The organism is Frondihabitans sp. GW821-FHT04F02 (assembly GCF_059420045.1).
In genome coordinates this window covers 148,562-166,528 of record NZ_JBWKSZ010000006.1, presented here as the reverse complement: position 1 = coordinate 166,528, position 17,967 = coordinate 148,562, and the positions used below count along the sequence as shown (strand labels likewise).

General features: G+C 72.1%; 16 protein-coding genes. 9 read left to right on the top strand and 7 right to left on the bottom strand.

Translation table 11 applies throughout. The annotated features are described in order from the left end of the window. Positions 1-71: 71 nt before the first annotated feature. Entirely contained in the window at positions 72-2,309 is a 2,238-nt protein-coding gene (locus AC07TY_RS16410; RefSeq protein WP_494786024.1) for a transglycosylase domain-containing protein, read from the bottom strand. Between the two features lie 127 nt (positions 2,310-2,436). Between AC07TY_RS16410 and AC07TY_RS16405 the strand changes: the two genes are divergently transcribed. The 5 genes from AC07TY_RS16405 to AC07TY_RS16385 all read left to right on the top strand — a co-directional run bounded on the left by AC07TY_RS16405 (position 2,437) and on the right by AC07TY_RS16385 (position 8,583). Beyond that, a complete protein-coding gene (locus AC07TY_RS16405; protein WP_494786023.1) occupies positions 2,437-3,501 on the top strand; it encodes an acetamidase/formamidase family protein in 1,065 nt (354 codons plus the stop codon). 46 nt (positions 3,502-3,547) lie between these two features. After that, a complete protein-coding gene (locus AC07TY_RS16400; protein ID WP_494786022.1) occupies positions 3,548-5,077 on the top strand; it encodes an AtzH-like domain-containing protein in 1,530 nt (509 codons plus the stop codon). A gap of 184 nt (positions 5,078-5,261) precedes the next feature. Next, complete coding sequence (locus AC07TY_RS16395) at positions 5,262-6,497, top strand: pyridoxal-phosphate-dependent aminotransferase family protein (RefSeq protein ID WP_494786021.1); 1,236 nt, start codon at positions 5,262-5,264, stop codon at positions 6,495-6,497. After that, on the top strand, positions 6,494-7,732 hold the full coding sequence (locus AC07TY_RS16390; RefSeq protein WP_494786020.1) for an allantoate amidohydrolase: 1,239 nt from the start codon (positions 6,494-6,496) through the stop codon (positions 7,730-7,732). Before AC07TY_RS16395 ends, AC07TY_RS16390 begins: the two co-directional genes overlap by 4 nt. Then, positions 7,732-8,583, top strand: a complete 852-nt coding sequence (locus AC07TY_RS16385) for a MurR/RpiR family transcriptional regulator (protein ID WP_494786019.1) — start codon at positions 7,732-7,734, stop codon at positions 8,581-8,583. Before AC07TY_RS16390 ends, AC07TY_RS16385 begins: the two co-directional genes overlap by 1 nt. Before the next feature lie 26 nt (positions 8,584-8,609). Here AC07TY_RS16385 and allB read toward each other — a convergent pair whose 3' ends face one another. Then, positions 8,610-9,944 carry an allantoinase AllB gene (gene allB, locus AC07TY_RS16380; RefSeq protein ID WP_494786018.1) on the bottom strand — a complete coding sequence of 445 codons (1,335 nt, stop codon included), beginning with the start codon at positions 9,942-9,944 and terminating at the stop codon, positions 8,610-8,612. Positions 9,945-10,177: 233 nt separating this feature from the next. Here allB and AC07TY_RS16375 point away from each other — a divergent pair, with 233 nt between their 5' ends. Further along, positions 10,178-10,522 (top strand): type II toxin-antitoxin system Phd/YefM family antitoxin, encoded by a 345-nt coding sequence (locus tag AC07TY_RS16375; RefSeq protein WP_494786017.1) that lies wholly within the window; start codon positions 10,178-10,180, stop codon positions 10,520-10,522. Continuing rightward, on the top strand, positions 10,519-10,914 hold the full coding sequence (locus AC07TY_RS16370; RefSeq protein WP_494786016.1) for a PIN domain-containing protein: 396 nt from the start codon (positions 10,519-10,521) through the stop codon (positions 10,912-10,914). Before AC07TY_RS16375 ends, AC07TY_RS16370 begins: the two co-directional genes overlap by 4 nt. 129 nt (positions 10,915-11,043) lie before the next feature. Here the strand turns inward: AC07TY_RS16370 and AC07TY_RS16365 are convergent, their stop codons facing one another. From AC07TY_RS16365 to AC07TY_RS16350, 4 genes are read right to left on the bottom strand one after another with little or no spacing between them, the layout of a single operon-like run. After that, complete coding sequence (locus AC07TY_RS16365) at positions 11,044-11,175, bottom strand: hypothetical protein (protein ID WP_488625090.1); 132 nt, start codon at positions 11,173-11,175, stop codon at positions 11,044-11,046. Further along, entirely contained in the window at positions 11,172-11,966 is a 795-nt protein-coding gene (locus tag AC07TY_RS16360) for a creatininase family protein (RefSeq protein WP_494786015.1), read from the bottom strand. Before AC07TY_RS16360 ends, AC07TY_RS16365 begins: the two co-directional genes overlap by 4 nt. Next, complete coding sequence (locus AC07TY_RS16355) at positions 11,963-13,306, bottom strand: FAD-binding oxidoreductase (RefSeq protein WP_494786014.1); 1,344 nt, start codon at positions 13,304-13,306, stop codon at positions 11,963-11,965. Before AC07TY_RS16355 ends, AC07TY_RS16360 begins: the two co-directional genes overlap by 4 nt. Then, positions 13,303-14,604 (bottom strand): amidohydrolase family protein, encoded by a 1,302-nt coding sequence (locus AC07TY_RS16350; protein ID WP_494786013.1) that lies wholly within the window; start codon positions 14,602-14,604, stop codon positions 13,303-13,305. Before AC07TY_RS16350 ends, AC07TY_RS16355 begins: the two co-directional genes overlap by 4 nt. A 156-nt stretch (positions 14,605-14,760) precedes the next feature. Between AC07TY_RS16350 and AC07TY_RS16345 the strand changes: the two genes are divergently transcribed. After that, the gene (locus AC07TY_RS16345) at positions 14,761-15,384 is read left to right on the top strand and encodes a helix-turn-helix domain-containing protein (RefSeq protein ID WP_494786012.1); all 624 of its coding nucleotides are present in this window, start codon (positions 14,761-14,763) and stop codon (positions 15,382-15,384) included. Further along, on the top strand, positions 15,381-16,340 hold the full coding sequence (locus AC07TY_RS16340; RefSeq protein ID WP_494786011.1) for a PDR/VanB family oxidoreductase: 960 nt from the start codon (positions 15,381-15,383) through the stop codon (positions 16,338-16,340). The genes AC07TY_RS16345 and AC07TY_RS16340 overlap by 4 nt, the downstream gene beginning before the upstream one ends. A 112-nt stretch (positions 16,341-16,452) precedes the next feature. On the opposite strand, the gene AC07TY_RS16335 is transcribed toward AC07TY_RS16340, so the two are convergent. Further along, positions 16,453-17,787, bottom strand: coding sequence for an amidohydrolase family protein (locus tag AC07TY_RS16335; RefSeq protein ID WP_494786010.1), 1,335 nt, complete (start codon positions 17,785-17,787; stop codon positions 16,453-16,455). Positions 17,788-17,967: the final 180 nt, after the last annotated feature.

The following is a 17,967-nucleotide window of genomic DNA, read 5'->3' as shown; positions in this document are numbered from 1 at the left end:
AGCCGTGTGTCAGGAGGCGGTCGGTGTGCCGCTGACGATCAGACGTGCACACACCGCAAAACGTCACGGAATCAGCCCTGAGCGCCGCCTGTCCCACCCGAAATCGCGCCTGTTTGGCCGGAGCCGGAGCCGGAGCCGGAGCCGGAGCCGGAGCCGGAGCCGGCGCTGTCGCTCGAGCTCGACGTCGTGCCGAGCTCGGACGCCGGCGGGGCCGTGAGGGTGTCTCCGCCGTACTCGGCGTCGAGCGACTGCAGGATCGGCTTCGCGATCAGGAACTTCAGGTTGTAGCCGTAGACGCCGTTGATGTACGTGTCGTAGAAGCCGGCCGAACCCGAGACGTTGCCGACCCAGGTGGCGGTCGCGACCTTCGTCGTCGACGTGACCAGCCAGTTCTGCTCGGCGTTGTCGTTCGTGCCGGTCTTGGCCAGCATGTCGACGCCGTCGCCCGGGTTCGCGAGCGAGCCGGTGCCGCCCGCCTTCAAGACGGTCTGCAGGGCGTACGAGACGCCGGCGGCGACGTCGGAGGACATGCCCTGCGTGCAGGTCGTCGGAGTCGCCGCGATCGCGCCGTCCGGGCCGGTGATGCTGTCGATGGCGACGGGCGTGCAGACCACGCCGCCGTTGGCGATGCCGGCGTAGGCGACGGCCATCGTCAGAGGCGCGATCGTGTTGGTGCCGAGGATCGCCGACGGGACGACGCTGAGCGAGCCGCCGGTGGTCGCCGTGTGGACGTCCATGGCCTTGGCGGCGTCGATGATGTCGCAGAGGTCGAGCTGCGTGCCCATGTCGGCGTAGGCCGTGTTGATGGACTCCTGCGTCGCGGTCAGGACCGACATCGACGACGGGACGCTCTCGGCGTTCGCCACGGGCCACGTTCCGGCGCCGAGATTCGTGCAGCTCGCGGTGAACTGCGCGAACGAGAAGTCGTGGGTCCCTGTCGTGACGTAGTCCGACAGCGTGTGCCCGGCCTCGAGCCAGGCGGCCAGCGTGAACGCCTTGAACGACGAGCCGGTCTGGAAGCCCGTGGAGCCGCCGTACGCCTGGTCGGTGTTGTAGTTGACCGCAGTGGAGCCCGCCGCCGCCTGGTCGCTCTGCGTGTAGTCGGTGTTCTGCACCATCGTCAGGATCCGGCCCGAGCCGGGCTCGACCGAGACGTTCGAGGCCCCGACGTTCAGCCCGGAGACCGTCGTCGGCATGTAGGCGCTGAGCGAGGCCTGCGCGGTGCGCTGCTGGGCCAGGTTGAGGGTCGTGTAGATCTTCAGGCCGCCCTCGTTGAGGCTCTGCAGGCGGGCGTCCGCGGTGGAGCCGAAGGCGGTGTCGTTCTTGATGACGTTCGTGACGTAGTCGCAGAAGTAGCCGGCGTCGTACTTCACGGCCGCCGCGCACCCGTTGGTCGATGCGGTGATGTGGGGCGCGATCACGCTGGCCTTCGCCGCCGTGAGCTCCGCCTTCGTGATCCTGCCGTGCACGTACATGCGCTGGAGCACGTAGTCGCGACGCACCTTCGTCAGGGCGTAGTGGTCGGCAGACCCGTTGGAGGCGTTCGCCGGCTCGTCGATGCGGAGGTTCGACGGGTTGTTCAGGATGGCGACGAGCGTCGCCGACTGCGCGACGTTCAGGGCCGACGCCGGGACGCCGAAGTAGTACTCGGCGGCGGCCTGGATGCCGTAGATGTTGCCGCCGAAGCCGACGATGTTGAGGTAGCCGGTGAGGATCTCCGACTTCGAGTACTTCTTCTCGACGGTGATGGCGTAGCGCATCTCGCGGAGCTTGCGCTGCGGGGTCACGGCGGTGACGTCCTCGTAGCACTTCTCGGCCTTGGCGGCGTCGGTGTTCTCGGTCGCGCAGCGCTCGACGAGCACGTTCTTCACGTACTGCTGCGTGATCGACGAGCCGCCCTGCACGTCGCCGCCGAGCGTGGTCGCGAGGATGCCGCGGATCGTGCCCTGGAGGTCGATCGCTCCCTCGTCGTAGAAGCGCGGGTCCTCCGCGGCGACAGCGGCGTCCTTGACGTTCTGCGAGATCTGGTCGGCCGTCACGTCGGTGCGGTTCTCCGTGTAGAACGACGCGATCTTGACCTCTTTCGAGCCGTCCTTCGCGTAGACGCTGGTGGCCTGGGCGGGCGGGGTGATCGCGAGGTAGCCGGGCAGCGAGTCGAACGCCGTCACACCGGTCGTGACGGTGTTCGACACGACGACGAGGGCGGGGACGGCCAGGACGGCGACGAGCAGGCCGGCGACGACGGCGAGGCCCGAGAAGCCGGTGAGCGCGCGGAGAGCGCGGGGAGACGAAGACGTGGGAGCAGTCACGCTCGACGGTAAGGACGTGTCGCCATGAGGAAGCTGGGGTGGGCCCCGCTCGCGGCGATCTCATCAGGAATCCCCAGCGGATGCTCGCGGACGAAGGCACGAAACATCCGCCCGCTAGGGTCGGAGCATGATCCTGCAGCCCGGCGCCGGCCCGATCCCCGCCTCGGCCTACCTGCCCGCCTCCGCCGCCAACACGCTGTGGGGCCGCCTGCCCTGCGGCGCCGACGAGGCCGTCCTGACGGTCGCGCCCGGCACCGAGGTGACGATCGACACGCTGAGCCACGAGGGAATCCTCGAAGACCAGGGCCGCGACCCCATCGGCTTCTTCGCCGAGCACGGAGTGCCCGCCTCCGACGTCCTGACCGACGCCGTCGAGATCGCCGCGTCGACGGGCCGGCGCGACCCCGCCGTCGACGGGCCGCACGTCGTCACCGGGCCGATCGCCGTCGAGGGTGCCGAGCCCGGCGACCTCCTCACGATGACCCTGATCACCGCCACCCCCCGCGTGCCGTACGGCGTCATCTCGAACCGCCACGGCCGCGGCGCTCTGCCCGACGAGCTCCCCCGCGGCGGCCTCAACGTCTCGGTGTTCGCGCGGGCGACCGACGACGGCTTCGGCACGATGCCCCGCACGGCCGGCGCCGAGCACACGGTCCGGTTCCCGCTCCGGCCGTTCCTCGGCATCATGGGCGTAGCGGTCGCAGGAACTTCCCGCCCCCACTCCGTCCCGCCCGGCGCCCACGGCGGCAACATCGACATCAACCTCCTCGTCGAGGGCACGTCGCTCCACCTGCCCGTCCAGGTGCCCGGCGCCCTCGCCTACGTCGGCGACCCGCACTTCGCGCAGGGCGACGGCGAGGTGGCCCTCACCGCCATGGAGGCGTCCCTGCGTGTGACGGTCCGGCTCGACCTGGTGAAGAAGGCGGACGCGATCGCCGCGTTCGGCGAGATCGCCGGTCCGTTGGCCGAGACTCCCGAGTTCCTGGTGCCGACCGGAATGGACGGCGACCTCGACGTCGCGGTGCAGAACTGCGTGCGCGCGGCCCTGTCGCTCCTGAAGGCGCGCTTCGGAATGGACGAGGCGCTCGCCTACGCGTACCTGTCGGCGGCGACCGACTTCAACATCTCCCAGGTCGTCGACCTGGTCAAGGGCGTCCACGCCAGGATCCGGGTGAGTGATTTTGACAACTGAGCCGTCACGCAGAACTGAGCCGTCACGCACAACTGAGCCGACCACCGTGCAGGGCGAGCTCCCCGACGGGCTGCTCGAGGCCTTCGACGCGTACGAGACGGCCCTCGCCGCCAACGACCAGGAGGCGCTCTCCGACGCGTTCGAGAACGACCCCGACGCGCTCCGCGCCGACGCCGGAGGACTCCTGCGCGGCCATGACGCCATCACGGGGTTCCGTGCGCGTCGGTCGGCCGTGCCGCTGCGCCGCATCGTCGAGCTGCACGTCCGGGTCGTCGACCCCTCGAACGCCGTCGTGGTGTCGGTCAACGCACCCGCCGCCGGAGGCCGCGGCGTCGTCACCCAGCTCTGGCGCCGCTCCTGGCACGACCACGCGTGGCGCATCGCCACGGCGCACGTGCAGGCCCCCTCTCCCATCTTCGACACCAGGATCTGGCGCGTCGTCGGCGCACCCCTCGTCGCCGGCGCCGACGAGGGGTCGCTGCTCGGCGAGACAGTCGCCGTCAAAGACCTGTTCGCCGTCGCGGGCGTGCGCATCGGCGCCGGCGTGCCCGCGTACCTCGAGGGCCAGGCCGATCAGCAGTTCAACTCTCCTGCCGTCCAGGCGCTGCTCGACGACGGAGCCTCCCTCATCGGGATCGCCCAGACCGACGAGTTCGCGTACAGCATCGCCGGCCGCAACTCCGCGTACGGCACTCCGCCGAACGGCGTGGTGCCGGGCGCCATCTCGGGCGGCTCGACGAGCGGGCCCGCCTCGGCGGTGGCGCTCGGGCACGCCAGCATCGGGCTCGGCACCGACACAGGCGGGAGCATCCGGGTTCCTGCGTCGTATCAGGGCCTGTGGGGTCTGCGGACCTCGCACGGCGCCGTGCGCAAGACCGACGTGCTGCCCCTCGCTCCGACGTTCGACACCGTCGGCTGGCTGACGCGCGACGCCGGGCTTCTGGGGCGGGCCGCCGCCGCGACGCTGACCGGCGTCTCGGCCGGAGCCGCCGTGCTGCAGCGCGACGTGGAGCCGCGCTTCGTCGTCGACCCGCGCCTGCTCTCGTCGGTCACGCCCGACGTGCGCGAGGCGTTCTGGGCCGTGCTCCCGGCTCTCGGGCTGGAGCCCGAGGAGGTCGAGCTCGGCGACATCGCACACCTGTACGAGCTGTTCCGCATCGTGCAGGCCGCCGAGGCGTGGAAGTCGCACGGCGACTGGATCACGGCGAACCCGGGGTCGCTCGCGCCCGACGTCGAGTCGCGCTTCCACTTCGGCCGCAGCGTCACAGCCTCTCAGGAGGCCGACGCGCTCGCCGACCTCGCGCAGCAGCGGGAGCAGCTCGACCAGGTGCTGGACGGGCGGATCCTGCTGCTTCCGAGCGCCGCGTCGGCGGCGCCGTCGTTGTCCTCCACGCCTGCCGAGTTCGACGTGCTGCGCTCGCAGACGCTCGGACTCACCTGCATCGCCGGCATCGGCGGCTACCCCGCCGTGAGCGCGCCCCTGATGACCGTGCCCGGCGGACCCGTCGGCCTGTGCCTCGTCGGCCCGCGCGGTACCGACCTCGCGCTGGTCGCTCTCGCCGCCGGTCTGGCCTGACGCCCCGGGCGCTCCCTCCACGGCGCCGCCCCGCCGCGTTCCCGTGCGTGCCGGCGGGCGAGATGGCCCTCGGCGTCGCGTTGCCCGCCGCGAGGCGCCGGCGAGGGCCATCTCGCACCCCGCCCGTCTGCTCGCTCGCCGAAACGTTTACCCGCGTGAAACAGTTGTTCCGTAGACTGGCCTGGTGAAACAGCCCTTCCAGTCGATCAACCCGCCCGCCCGCCTCCTGATGGGCCCCGGCCCGATCAATGCCGACCCGCGCGTGCTGCGCGCCATGTCGGCCCAGCTCGTCGGCCAGTACGACCCGTGGATGACGTCCGCGATGGACGAGACGCAGGCCCTCTATCGCGAGGTCTTCCAGACGCGGAACGAGCAGACCCTGATCGTCGACGGCACGTCGCGCGCCGGCATCGAGGCGGCGCTCGTGTCGCTGATCGAGCCCGGCGACCGGGTGCTCGTGCCGATCTTCGGCCGCTTCGGCCACCTGCTGCGAGAGATCGCCGAGCGCTGCGGCGCCGAGGTGCACGTCATCGAGGTGCCGTGGGGCGAGGTCTTCCCGCTGTCGGCCATCGCCGCGGCGCTCGAGACGGTGAAGCCGAAGCTGCTCGCCGTCGTGCACGGCGACACGTCGACGACCGTCGCCCAGCCGCTGGAGGGCATCGGCGAGCTGTGCGAGAAGCACGGCGTGCTGTTCTACACCGACGTCACGGCGTCGCTCGCCGGCAACACCTTCCGCACCGACGAGCTCGGCCTCGACGCGGTGACCGCCGGCCTGCAGAAGTGCCTCGGCGGACCCTCCGGCTCGGCCCCCGTCACGTTCTCCGCGAAGGCCGTCGACGTCATCACTGCGCGCAAGTCGATCGAGGCGGGCATCCGCACCGACGGCGACGCCGTGAGCGCCCACCCGATCCGCTCGAACTACTTCGATCTCGCGATGATCTTCGACTACTGGGGCCCCCAGCGCCTCAACCACCACACCGAGGCCACCTCGATGCTCTACGGCGCTCGCGAGTGCGCACGCCTCCTCGTCGACGAGGGCATCGACAACGCCGTGGCGCGCCACGCGCTGCACGGCTCGGCCATGCTCGCCGGTCTCCAGGGGCTCGGCCTCGAGGTGTTCGGCGACCTGGAGCACCGCATGAACAACGTCACCGCGGTCGTGATCCCCGACGGGATCGACGGCGACGCGGCCCGCGCGGCCATGCTGAACGACTTCGGCATCGAGATCGGCACCTCGTTCGGCCCCTTGCACGGCAAGGTGTGGCGCGTCGGCACCATGGGCTACAACGCCCGGAAGGACACCGTGCTCACGACGCTCAGCGCGCTGGAGTCGGTCCTGCGCCGCGGGGGCGTCTCGATCACGGCCGGCGGCGGTGTCGGGGCGGCCTACGACGTCTACGCCGACGGGGGTGCCGTGTGATCGACGCGAAGACGATCCTGAACCGCTGCGACGCGCTGGCCAACCAGTCGTCGACGCGCACCGGCATCGAGCGCGTCTACCTCTCGCCCGAGCACGCCGCCGTCAACCTGCAGGCCGGCCACTGGATGCAGGAGGCCGGCATGACCACGTGGATGGACGCCGCCGGCAACCAGCGCGGCCGCCTCGAGGGCGCCACCCCGGGCCTGCCGACGCTGCTCCTCGGCTCGCACCTCGACACCGTTCCGAACGCCGGCCGCTTCGACGGGATCCTCGGCGTCATGCTCGCCATCGCCGTCGTGGACCGCCTCCGCGAGAGCGACGCGACGCTCCCGTTCGCGATCGACGTGCTCGCATTCGGCGACGAGGAGGGCACCCGATTCGGCACCGCGCTGCTCGGCTCCCGCGCCGTCGCCGGCACCTGGGACGACCAGTGGTGGACGCTCGCCGACAAGAGCGGAACCACCCTTCGCGAGGCGTTCGTCGAGTTCGGCCTCGACCCGACGAAGGTCGCCGACGCCGCGTACCGCTCGGATGACGTCGTCGGCTACCTCGAAGCGCACATCGAGCAGGGCCCCTACCTCGAAGAGGCCGACCTGCCCCTGGCCGTCGTCTCGTCGATCGCCGGCGCCCGCCGCTTCGCCCTCACCATGACGGGCGAGGCCGGCCATGCCGGGGGAGTCCCGTTCCACCGCCGCCACGATGCGCTCGCCGGCGCCTCCGAGGTCGTGCTCGCCGTCGAGCAGCTGGCCCGTGAGGCGGGCGCCATCGCCACCGTCGGCCGCCTGCAGGCGTTCCCCGGCGGGGTCAACGTGATCCCCGGCCGCGTCGAGTTCAGCCTCGACCTCCGGGCCGAGACCGACGACGTGCGCGACGCCGTGTGGGCGCAGATCCAGGACGTCGCGGCCGAGGTCTGCACCCGGCGCGGGCTGGCCTTCGCCGACGAGCAGACGCACGGCGCCCCCGCCGTCGTGGCCGCGCCCCACCTGCGAGACGTCATCCGCGCGGGGATCACCGCGACGACCGGCGAGCCCGACCCGATGGCGCTCTTCTCGAAGGCCGGGCACGACGCCATGGCGGTGGCCGACCTCACCGACTGGGCGATGCTCTTCATCCGCAACGGCAGAGGCGGCATCAGCCATCACCCCGACGAGACAGTGACCGAGGCGGACGTCGCCGTGGCGCTCGACGCGTTCGAGGCGGCGGTCAGGGCGTACGCGGCGACGTACGCGGCGTGATGACGGAGGGGCCCCGAGTTCCTGCGCCCGGTTCTGACGACATCGAGGGCCGGATCCGCGAGGCCTACGCCGAGCTGACAGCCCGCGAGCGGGTGGCCGCCGACTTCATGCTCGAGCACGTGGCCGACCTCGCCGTGTTCTCGGCCACCGAGATCGCCGACAGCAGCGGGGTCTCGAAGGCGACGGTGTCCCGCCTCTTCAGGAGCCTCGGCTATGCCGACGCGCAGGAACTCCGCGACCAGGCCAGAGCCCTCCGCGGACGGGGCGTGCCCGTCGCCACCGGCCCCACCGGCGACCTGGCGGAGCACCTCCGCAGCGAGCAGGCCGCCCTCGAGCGCATGGTCGCCGGGCTCGCCGACGGGCGCCTGGAGACCGCCGCCGGCATGATCGCCGCCTCGCGCGAGGTCGTCGTCGCCGGCTTCCGCAACAGCTACCCGGTCGCCCTGCACCTTCGGCAGCAGCTCGCTCAGGCGAGGCCCCGCGTGCGCGTCGCTCCGGCGCCGGGCCAGTCGGTGGGCGAGGAGCTCGCCGGGCTCGACGCCCGTGACGTCGTCGTGCTCGTCGGGTTCCGGCGGCGTCCGGCGGGGTTCGCCGCCGTGGTCGCGGCGCTGCAGTCGCGCGGGGTGCCGCTGGTGGTGCTCGCCGACCCGGCGTTGCGCCTGCCGGTGACGCCCGACACCGTCGTGCTGCCCTGCCCGGTCGACGGCATCTCGGCCTTCGACTCGTACGCGGCGCCGATGAGTCTCGCGAACCTGCTCGCCGCCGCGGTGCTCGGTGCCGATTCTCGCGCTGGGCGTACCCGTGTCGCGGCCATCACGGCGCTGTACGACGAGCTCGGCGAGCTGGAGTAGCGCCGCGCCCGGCTGCCGGAGGGCGGCTACGCCGGCCGCACCACGAGCCGCCCGCCGGCGTCCACGACGCCGCGCTGCCACACCGTCTCGACCGAGCCGCGCAGCTCGCTGCCGTCGAACGCGCTTACGGGGTTCTTGTGAGCGAGGCGCGTGGCATCGACGGTGAAGGCCGCGTCGGGGTCGAAGGCGACGAGGTCGGCCTGGGTGCCGACGGCGATGCGGCCGCGGTCGGAGAGCCCGACGAGGTCGGAGGTGGCGGTCGACATCCATCGGACCACCGACTCGAGCGGGATCCCGCGGGCGGCGGCGCCGGTCCAGACGGCGCGGAAGCTGAGCTCCAGGCCCGAGATGCCGCCCCAGGCGAGGTCGAAGTCGCCGTCGCCCGCGAACTTCAGCGCCGCGGTCGAGGGGGAGTGGTCGCTGGCGACGAGGTCGATGGTGCCGTCGACGAGGGCCTCCCACAGGGCGTCCTGGTTCGCGGCGTCGCGGATCGGCGGGCAGCACTTGTACTGGGTGCCGCCGTCGGGGATGTGCTCCTCGTCGAACGACAGGTAGTGGGGGCAGGTCTCGACGGTGAGGCGCAGGCCCTCGGCCTTCGCCGCGCGGATGGCGGGCAGAGCGGCCGCCGACGACAGGTGCAGGATGTGCGCCCGGCCGCCCGTGCGCCGGACCGCGTCGATCACGTGGTCGATCGCCGACTGCTCGCTCGAGTCGGGCCGCGACCGGACGAACGCGGAGTACGACGCGCCCTCGGGGGCGGGGGAGTGCTCGAGGGTGTCCGGGTCTTCGGCGTGCACGATCAGGAGGCCGTCGAACGCGGCGATCTCAGCCATCGCGGCGTGCAGCTGCTCGGTCGACAGGTGCGGGAACTCGTCCACGCCCGACGGCGACAGGAACGCCTTGAAGCCGAAGGCCCCGGCGTCGTGCACCGGGCGGAGGGCGCCGAGCGACGACGGGATCGCGCCGCCCCAGAATCCGACGTCGACGCGGGCCTGGGGCTCGGCGGCCGCGCGCTTCAGATCGAGCGCCTCGACGGTGGTCGTCGGCGGGATGCTGTTCAGCGGCATGTCGACGATCGTCGTCACGCCCCCGCGGAGCGCCGCCGTCGTGGCCGACGCGAAGCCCTCCCAGTCGGTGCGGCCGGGCTCGTTGACGTGCACGTGGCTGTCGACGATTCCGGGGATCAGCACCTGCCCCTCGGGAAGCGTGCGGTCTTCCAGGGCCGTCAGCACGGTGTCGATGTCGTCGATCGCCGTGATCAGCCCGCCGGTGACGCTCACCGCGGCGGGCCGGAACGCCCCCTCGACGAGGACTCGAGAAGCACGGACGACGAGGTCGACGGGGGACTCTGTGGGGGCCATTCGCCCATTTTAGAGAGTTTTACCGGCCCGAAATGCCCGGAGTCTCGGGGGAAACACGCGAATGCAAGCGTGTTCACCATGGAGAGGACTGTCGCCGCGACGGAGCCGACGTGTCTGAAGAGCATGGTCTACGGGCCGGCTGGGGCCGGGCTCTTCGCGGAGGCGCTGGCGGCAGGGGGATCGGCGGTGCTGCGGCCGTAGCACCTGTTCTTCGTCTGGGCTACAGTGGTGAAATGTCTATTCCACTCCAGAGCGATCGGCCGTCGGTCGGGGTCCGCGAGCTCAAGCAGAACGCCTCTCGCGTTCTTGCCGAGGTGCAGGCCGAGAACCTCGGGCGAATCGTGACCGTGAACGGACGGCCTGTCGCGGCGATCGTGCCGCTCGGCGACATCGTCGTCGACCAGCCGGGGCACCGGGTCGAGAGAATCGGAATCCCGATGGAGGTGCTGCGGGCTCGAATGGCGGCGTTCGGGGGCCCGCCGTTGTCTCGCGAGGGGGCCGACGCCTGGATGGCCGACATTCACTCCACGGACGACGAAGACGACCTTCGCGACCCGTTCGAAAGGGCAGGCCGGTGATCGTGCTCGACACCTCGGTGCTGATCGACTGGGACGACATCGCTCTGCCGTCCGACGCGGCCGTCTCGTCGGCCGTGGTCCGGGCGGAACTCGAGTTCGGTGTGGCCGTCGCCACTTCGGCGGTCGCGCACGCGGAGCGCCGGTCGCTCTTAGCTCGACTCGCCAATGCGAGGATGCAGTGGCTTCCCTACACCGACGCGACAGCCACGTTCCACGCCGAGCTCATGGAGGTCACGCACCCCCACGCGCCCGGCAAGGCGCGCTCCCGCGACCTGATGATCGCCGCGACCGCGTACGAGCTGGGGGCGTCGTTGGCGACTCTCAATCCAGGCGACTTCTGCCATGTCGAGCACCTGGTGCCGATCGTGGTGCCGCCGCGTCGCTCGGCCTGACGGCTCCCGGGCGCAATCCGGCTCAGCCGGCGAGGTACCGCCGCACCCAGCCGTCGGCGCCGAGGGCGAACTCGACGCGCCGCGACGCCGTGTCGTCGCTCGACGACCAGAAGGTGAGCTGCGTCGGCGTCACCACGTCGACAGCGTGATCTGCGGCCGATCGGGGTCGTCGTTCGGCAGCCAGTCGACGAGCAGGGCCCAGGCCTCGTCCGGGATCGCGACGATAGTCGGCGCTGATGCCGTGGCGGCCGGGTCCGTCACGAGAGCGTGCCGGGCTCGAGCGCCGGGTGCGCGAAGCGCGCGATCTCTGCCAATGAGGCGACCCCCGCCTCGATCGCCGTGTCGTACAGCACCTTGCCCCACTCGGCGTTCGCCTGCGAGGCGTCGCCGACCACCCCGGCCTCGCCGAAGTCGTTCGACAGCCAGCCGAAGTGCACGGGGCCGCCGTTGAACTTCACGTACTCCAGGTCGAGCATGTGCTCGGGGATCCAGCGCTCTGCCTTCGTCATGTCGACGAGGTCGGGTCGCAGGTGCAGGATCATCGACGTCTCGCTGTGACCACCGTGGACGCCGAACCCGTGCTCGTCCGGCCCGTCCACCCCGTCGCCGCCCTTCATGTTCGACCCCATCAGGAAGGTGCGGAGGCCGAAGCGGCGACGCAGCTCGCGCAGCGCCACCTGGAGCAGGGCGATGTTTCCGCCGTGCCCGTTGTAGAAGACGAGCGTGCGCGCGTTGGTGGCGACGATCGAGCGGCCGATGTCGACGACCGTCTGGAGCAGCGTGTCGGCGTTCAGCCACATCGTGCCCGGGGCCCAGTGGTGCTCGTCCGACTTCGTGTAGGCGAGCGAAGGCAGCAGCCAGACGTCCTGGCCGGCCTGGGCCGCCGCCTCGACCACGCCGCGGCCGATCATGTCGGCCATCAGCCAGTCGGTCGAGAGCGGCAGGTGCGGGCCGTGGTGCTCGATCGCGCCGGTGGGCAGCACCAGCACCGACGACTCGGTCAGCGTCGTGGCGAGCGACGGCCCGGAGAGGTGGACGAGATCGCGGCTCACGAGACCTTCGCCCCCGTCACCAGGGTGGCGTCGACGAGCTTGCCCGGGTTGAGCAGGCCGTTCGGGTCGGTCGTCCTGGCGAGCTCGCGGGTGCGGGTCGGCTCGAAGTCGACGAACCACTGGTGCGGGTTGTGATAGCCCACGCCGAGCTCGGCGAGCCGGTCGAAGCCGGCGAACACCTCCTCGGGCGACGAGTACCGGCCGGCGAGCATGCCGATCGGGCGGCCGTGCGCCGTCTCGATGTGGAGCATGCCGCCGGGGTAGACGGCGTGCACCTCGTCGATCCGGTCGATCAGCGCATCGCCCGACACCTCGACGTGGAAGTACGTGTCGGGGTAGGCCTTCTGCAGCCACTCGATGGGGTGGTTGTACGACATCATGCTGATCTTCATGGAGGTCTGGGGGCCCTCGCGGACGTCCTCGACGCGACCGCCGGCCGCCTGAACGAGTGCCGTGGCGGCGTCGACGGTCGACGCGTCGAGGATCGCGCGGAGCGACGCGCGTCCGGCCGGGATGGCCGGGTCGTCGGGCAGGGCGTCGGCCAGCGTCGACAGGTCGCCCGAGGTCAGGCGCGGAAGCGGGTCGAGCTCGCCGAACGCCCGGATCAGCGGCAGGAGCTGCTCGAACGAGTCGAAGCTGGCGAAGAAGCCGCGCCAGTCCTGCAGGGGCTCGAGGGCGATGGTGGCGCGCACGATGATGCCGGCGGTGCCGTAGTTGTGGACGTACTTCTGGGCCTCGTCGCCCTCGACGTGCACGATCTCGCCGGTGCCGTCGGCGTGGACGATGTCGAGCGCCTTCACGAAGCCCTGGTGGTTGGAGCCGTGCTTGATCGAGCCGGTGCCGCCGGAGCCACCGGCGAGGAAGCCGCCGAGCGACGACTGCGCGCTCGACGGGTACATCAGGATCTGCTGGCCGGCCTTGTTCGCGGCCTGCTCGAGCGACACCATCGTGGCGCCCGCCTCGGCCGTGAGCTCGCCGTCGCCGACCGACACGACCGCGCGCGCCTTCGTCACGTCGAGCACGAGCCCGCCGGTGAACGGGATGGCCTGGCCGTAGTTGCCGGTGCCCTTGCCGCGCGGGGTGATCGGCACCCCGAGACGCGAGGCCGCGCCGACGACGACGGCGATCTCGTCGGCCGAGGTCGGGTAGGCGACGACGTCGGCGAGGCCGAGCGGCAGCTGGGCGCTGATGACCGGGGAGAGACGGGAGCCGTCGACGGAGGCCCTCTCGCGGGCCGCGAGCTCGACGGAGACGCCGCGCTCGCCGAGGAGCTCGCGCAGCTCGGCGATCAGTTCTTCGAGGGGGTAGGGCATGTGTCGCTTCGCGTCAGGAGTGGTCATGCTGTCACCGTGCTTTCCGTGAGGTGGGGTGCTGCGATGTCGCTGGTGGTGCGGCTCTGGGCGACGAGCCGCCCGGCGTGGATCACGTACCGGTCCGCGGGCGCGTTGGCCGTGACGTCGGCCAGCGAAGAACCGCGGACCGCCAGGAACTCGGCGCGCCCGCCGACGACCGCACCCGCCGGGGCCAGGCCCATCACCGACCGCGCCCCGTCGCTGACCGCCGCGTAGGCCTCGTCGATGGTGAGGTGGCCCGCCGTGACCAGCAGCATGGCGGTCTCGAGGGCGTCGCTGCGGCCGAGCGGGTTGAACGGGTCGCGCACGTTGTCGGCCCCGGCACCGAGGCGCACCCCGGCGTCGAGCAGCTCGCGCACCGCGGTGAGTCCGCGCGGGGTGGAGACCGGGTGCTCCCAGCCCTGCAGGTAGAGGTTGGTGATCGGGTTGGCGATGATGCCGATGTCGGCGGCCTTGACCAGGGCGATGAGGTCGTCGCGGGTGGTGGCGTCGACAGTTCCGAGCCGCACGCAGTGGCCGGCGCTGACGTTGACGGTCCAGTCCACGACCGTCTCGGCGAACTCGCCCAGCGTGACCGCGCCGGCAAGCGACTCGTCGGTGTGCAGGTCGACGCCGACCCCGCGCCGGGCGGCGATGGCGAGGAGCCGCTGCAGGTCGGCGCTCGGGTCGGGCGCCAGGTGCGACGACCCGCCGACGAGGTCGACGCCCAGGTCGAGGGCGGCCTCGACGGCGGCGTCGGGCACGTCGGGGCCGGCCAGCGCGACGAGCTCCAGGTCGACGAGGCCGGCGAGTTCCTGCCGCACCTGGACCAGGGCCTGGGCGCCGCGGAGGGGCTGGTCGCCCAGCAGGATGTCGACGTGGGTGCGGACAGCGGTCGTTCCCTGGCCGAGCATGCGGAGCAGCTGCTCGCGGGCCCGGTCGGCGATGTCGTCGACGGTCATCGTGCGGGCGTACTCGCGCCAGGCTGTGATAGCCGAGACGAGGTCGCCCATCGGGGGCCGGATGGCCTCCCACGAGAGGGCCTTGTCGAGGTGGGCGTGCGGCTCGGCGGGCGCGGTGAGGAGAACGTGGCCGCTGAGGTCCAGGACGGCACCGGGGTCGAGGGCGGCACCGGAATCCAGAGCGGCACCGGGGTCGAGGGCGGCGCCCGGGTCGGCTGGCGCGCCCGCGGTCCGCGCCGCCTCGATGCGGGTCACGGTCTCGCCGTCGATCGTCACGTCGACGACGGAGCCGTCGGGCAGGATCGCGTTCTGCAGGAGGGTGAGGCGGCGGGGGAGGAAGGGCACTGGCACGCTTTCGTCAGAATGTTGATGAGATCAACATGATTGAATCTACGGACGCCGCGTTTCCACGACGTAACACGGTCGTTTCGACGTGTTAATTGCGGCTGCGGCCGCCGGTACGCCGTGGTACACACGTCACGGCGCTACTGCCCCTCGACCTTGGAGGACCCCGTCACCACGACCGACAGCGACACAGTCGCCGATGCCGCAGCCCCTGCCGTCGACCGGCAGGCGCTGCTCGTCGGGCGCCGGATCCGCGGACTCCGTCGCGACCGCAAGCTGACCCTCGTGCAGCTCGCGGCCGCCGCCGACCTGTCGCACCCCTTCCTGTCGCAGCTCGAACGCGGCCTGGCCCGACCCAGCATGGTGTCGCTCGAGCGCATCGCGCGGGCCCTGGGCTCATCGCAGGTCGAGCTGCTCGCCGACGACGACGACGCGCCGGTCGACCAGCCCGGGATCGTGCTGGTCCGCGCCGGCGAGGGGTCGCACGGCCGCTACGGCGAGTCGGTCGGCCGCATGCTCACGCACGGCCACCGCGGCTTCTCGCCGATGGAGCTCGTCGGCACGAACGTCGACCCGGGCGACTACTTCGCGCACGCCGAAGACGAGTTCGTGCACGTGCTCGACGGCACCGTCATCGTCGACCTCGGCGACGACGCGCCCCGCACCCTGACGCCCGGCGACTCGCTGTACTTCGTCGGCGGCACCCCGCACCGCTGGAAGGCCGCCGACGAGAGCGGCTACCGGATCATCGTCGTCAAAGAGAAGCCGCAGTCGCTGTGAACCATCCCGATCTCCACGAGACCCAGTTCGAGGTCGTCGTCGCCTCCCGCACCCGCGGAGCCGACGGCATCGACCTGTTCGAGCTCGCACCAGTGGCGGGCCTCTCGCTTCCCGGCTGGAACGCCGGCTCGCACATCGACGTCGTCCTGCCCGACGGCGACGTGCGCCAGTACTCCCTCTCGGGGCCGCCGCAGCCGGGCCGCAGCGAGAGCTGGCGCATCGGCGTGCTCCGCGAGCCCGACGGCCGCGGCGGCAGCGAGTGGCTGCATTCCGGCGTCCAGGCCGGCGACCGGCTGACCGTCGCCGGGCCGCGCAACCACTTCGAGTTCCAGCCCGTGCACGGCACGTCGTACGTGCTCGTCGCCGGCGGCATCGGCATCACGCCGATCTCGTCGATGGCCGCCGCGGCCGAGCGTGCCGGGGTGTCGTACGAGGTGCACTACGCCGGACGCTCGCGCTCGACGATGGCCCTGCTCGACGAGCTGCCCGACGCCGAGACGCACGTGTACGCCGCCGACGAGGGCCGGCGGCTCGACCTCGACGCGCTCTTCACCGGCATGAAGCCGTTCACGACCACGTTCTGCTGCGGACCCACCCGGCTCATCGAGGCGATCGAGAAGGCCGCCGCAGGGCGCCAGCTCGTCGTCGAGCGGTTCGCGCCGCGCGAGGTCGGCGAGCCGGTGCTGCAGGGGGCCTTCGAGGTCGAGCTGGCGCTCACCGGCGTCACCGTCACCGTGCCGCCCGACCGGTCGGTTCTCGACGTCGCCGAGGAGGCCGGCGCCCTCGTGCTGTCGAGCTGCCGCGAGGGCACCTGCGGCACCTGCGAGACCGTCGTGCTCGAAGGCGAGGTCGACCATCGCGACTCGATCCTCACGCCCGACGAGCAGGCGGCGAACGAGGTCATGTACGTGTGCGTGTCGCGGGCGGCGTGCCCGCGGCTGGTGCTCGAGCTCTAGTCCGTCCGGCGCGGTCGACCCGGCGATGCGGCGCGGGTCTCGGGCCGCGGCGGTGTGCGGGTGCCGCTTCACGGTGTCCACGGGCGCAGGAACTCGCCGCTCACCGCCGTACTCAGCGCCCGACGCGCGCCCGCACCGCCGCCACCAGCTCCCGCTCGTCGGCGTTCACCAGGGCGTAGTCGCGCACGACCACCCGGCCGGCGACCACGACGTGCCGCGGACGCCTCCCCGGCGACGCCCACAGCAGCCCCGCGACGGGGTCGGCGACTCCGGCATCGGCCACCCCGCCGACGTCCCACACGCACAGGTCGGCGGCGGCTCCCGGCCGCAGGTGGCCGAGCTCTGGCCGCCCGAGACCGCGTGCTCCGCCGGCCGTGGCCATGCCGAGCACGGCGCGCGCCGAGAGCGGCGGGCCGACCAGCGGCGCCACCTGCATCGCGAGGCGCGCGTCGGCGAGCAGGTGCCCGGCGTCGTTCGAGCCGCCGCCCGAGGTGCCGAGCCCGACCGGCACGCCGGCCTCGCGCAGAGCAGCCACGGGTGAGATGCCCCAGCCCATCGGCAGATCGCAGCCCGGCGCGTGAGTCGCGGTCACGCCGGCTGCGGCGAGTCGAGCGATCTCGTCGGGCGTCACGTCGCAGAGGTGCGCCACGGTGACGTCGGGGCCGAGCCAGCCCCACTCGTCGAGCAGATCGATCGGCCGCCTCCCGTAGCGCTCGAGCGCGATCGCCGTATCGACCTGCTCGTTGGCCTGGGTGCGGCGGCGCAGGCCGTGCCGAGCAGCGATCTCGCCGAGCGCCTCGAAGGTCTCGCGGGAGTCGCTGTGCACGCCGGCCGGTCCGACCGCGACCTGGAGCATCCCGTCGGCCCGCACGCCGCCGACCGCGCCGGGAACGAGCGCGCGCACGATCGCCTCGGCCGACTCCGCGGCGTCCGAGGCGGCGTCGCGCGCCGAGCCTCGCACGAAGACGAGGCGCCCGCCGAGTCGCGCCGCGGCGTCGGCGGTCGCCCGGGCCACGGCCGTCCGGTCGTCGACGGAGGCCTCGAGCGGCCAGTTCAGGTGGTGGTCGGCGACGGTGGTCACGCCGTTCAGGAGCCCCTCGGCCACCCCGGCGGCGGCCGACGCGGCAAGCAGCGAGGCGTCTATGCCCGCGTCGGCGTAGGCGGCGGCCATCGTCGGAAGCCATGTCGCCATCGGGACCCCGCGCGTGCCCGGCAGCGTCCTGAAGGCGCTCTGGAGCAGGTGGTGGTGCGCGTTGATCAGGCCCGGCGTGACCACGGCGTCGGTCGCGTCGAGGGTCTCGACGGCGTCGTCGCCGAGCGTGTCCACGATGAGGCCGTCCCGAGCGAGCAGGTCGCCGTCGCGCTCGATGTCCTCGTCGACGACGGTGCGCACGGCCCCGCTGATTCGCAGGGTCGGGGCGGGAGTCGGGGTCTGCGTCTGGGCCATGCCGCCATCGTGGCACCGCCATGTGTCGGCGATGTGTCGTCGCCGCCGGACCGCCTGCCGTCCGCTCGCCCGCCGTCCGCCCTCCGCCCGCCCGCGGCCGTCCGCCCCCCCTCCCCGCCGCGCCATCCTCAAATTTCAAGGAGATTTTCGCCCCAACGACCCCCGATCCGCATGGCGCCG

Coding starts and splice junctions, on each gene's coding strand:
- AC07TY_RS16405 (WP_494786023.1), top strand. CDS start 2,437: ATGATCCTGCAGCCCGGCGCCGGCCCGATCCCCGCCTCGGCCTACCTG.
- AC07TY_RS16385 (WP_494786019.1), top strand. CDS start 7,732: ATGACGGAGGGGCCCCGAGTTCCTGCGCCCGGTTCTGACGACATCGAG.
- allB (WP_494786018.1), bottom strand. CDS start 9,944: ATGGCCCCCACAGAGTCCCCCGTCGACCTCGTCGTCCGTGCTTCTCGA.
- AC07TY_RS16375 (WP_494786017.1), top strand. CDS start 10,178: ATGTCTATTCCACTCCAGAGCGATCGGCCGTCGGTCGGGGTCCGCGAG.
- AC07TY_RS16355 (WP_494786014.1), bottom strand. CDS start 13,306: ATGACCACTCCTGACGCGAAGCGACACATGCCCTACCCCCTCGAAGAA.
- AC07TY_RS16335 (WP_494786010.1), bottom strand. CDS start 17,787: ATGGCCCAGACGCAGACCCCGACTCCCGCCCCGACCCTGCGAATCAGC.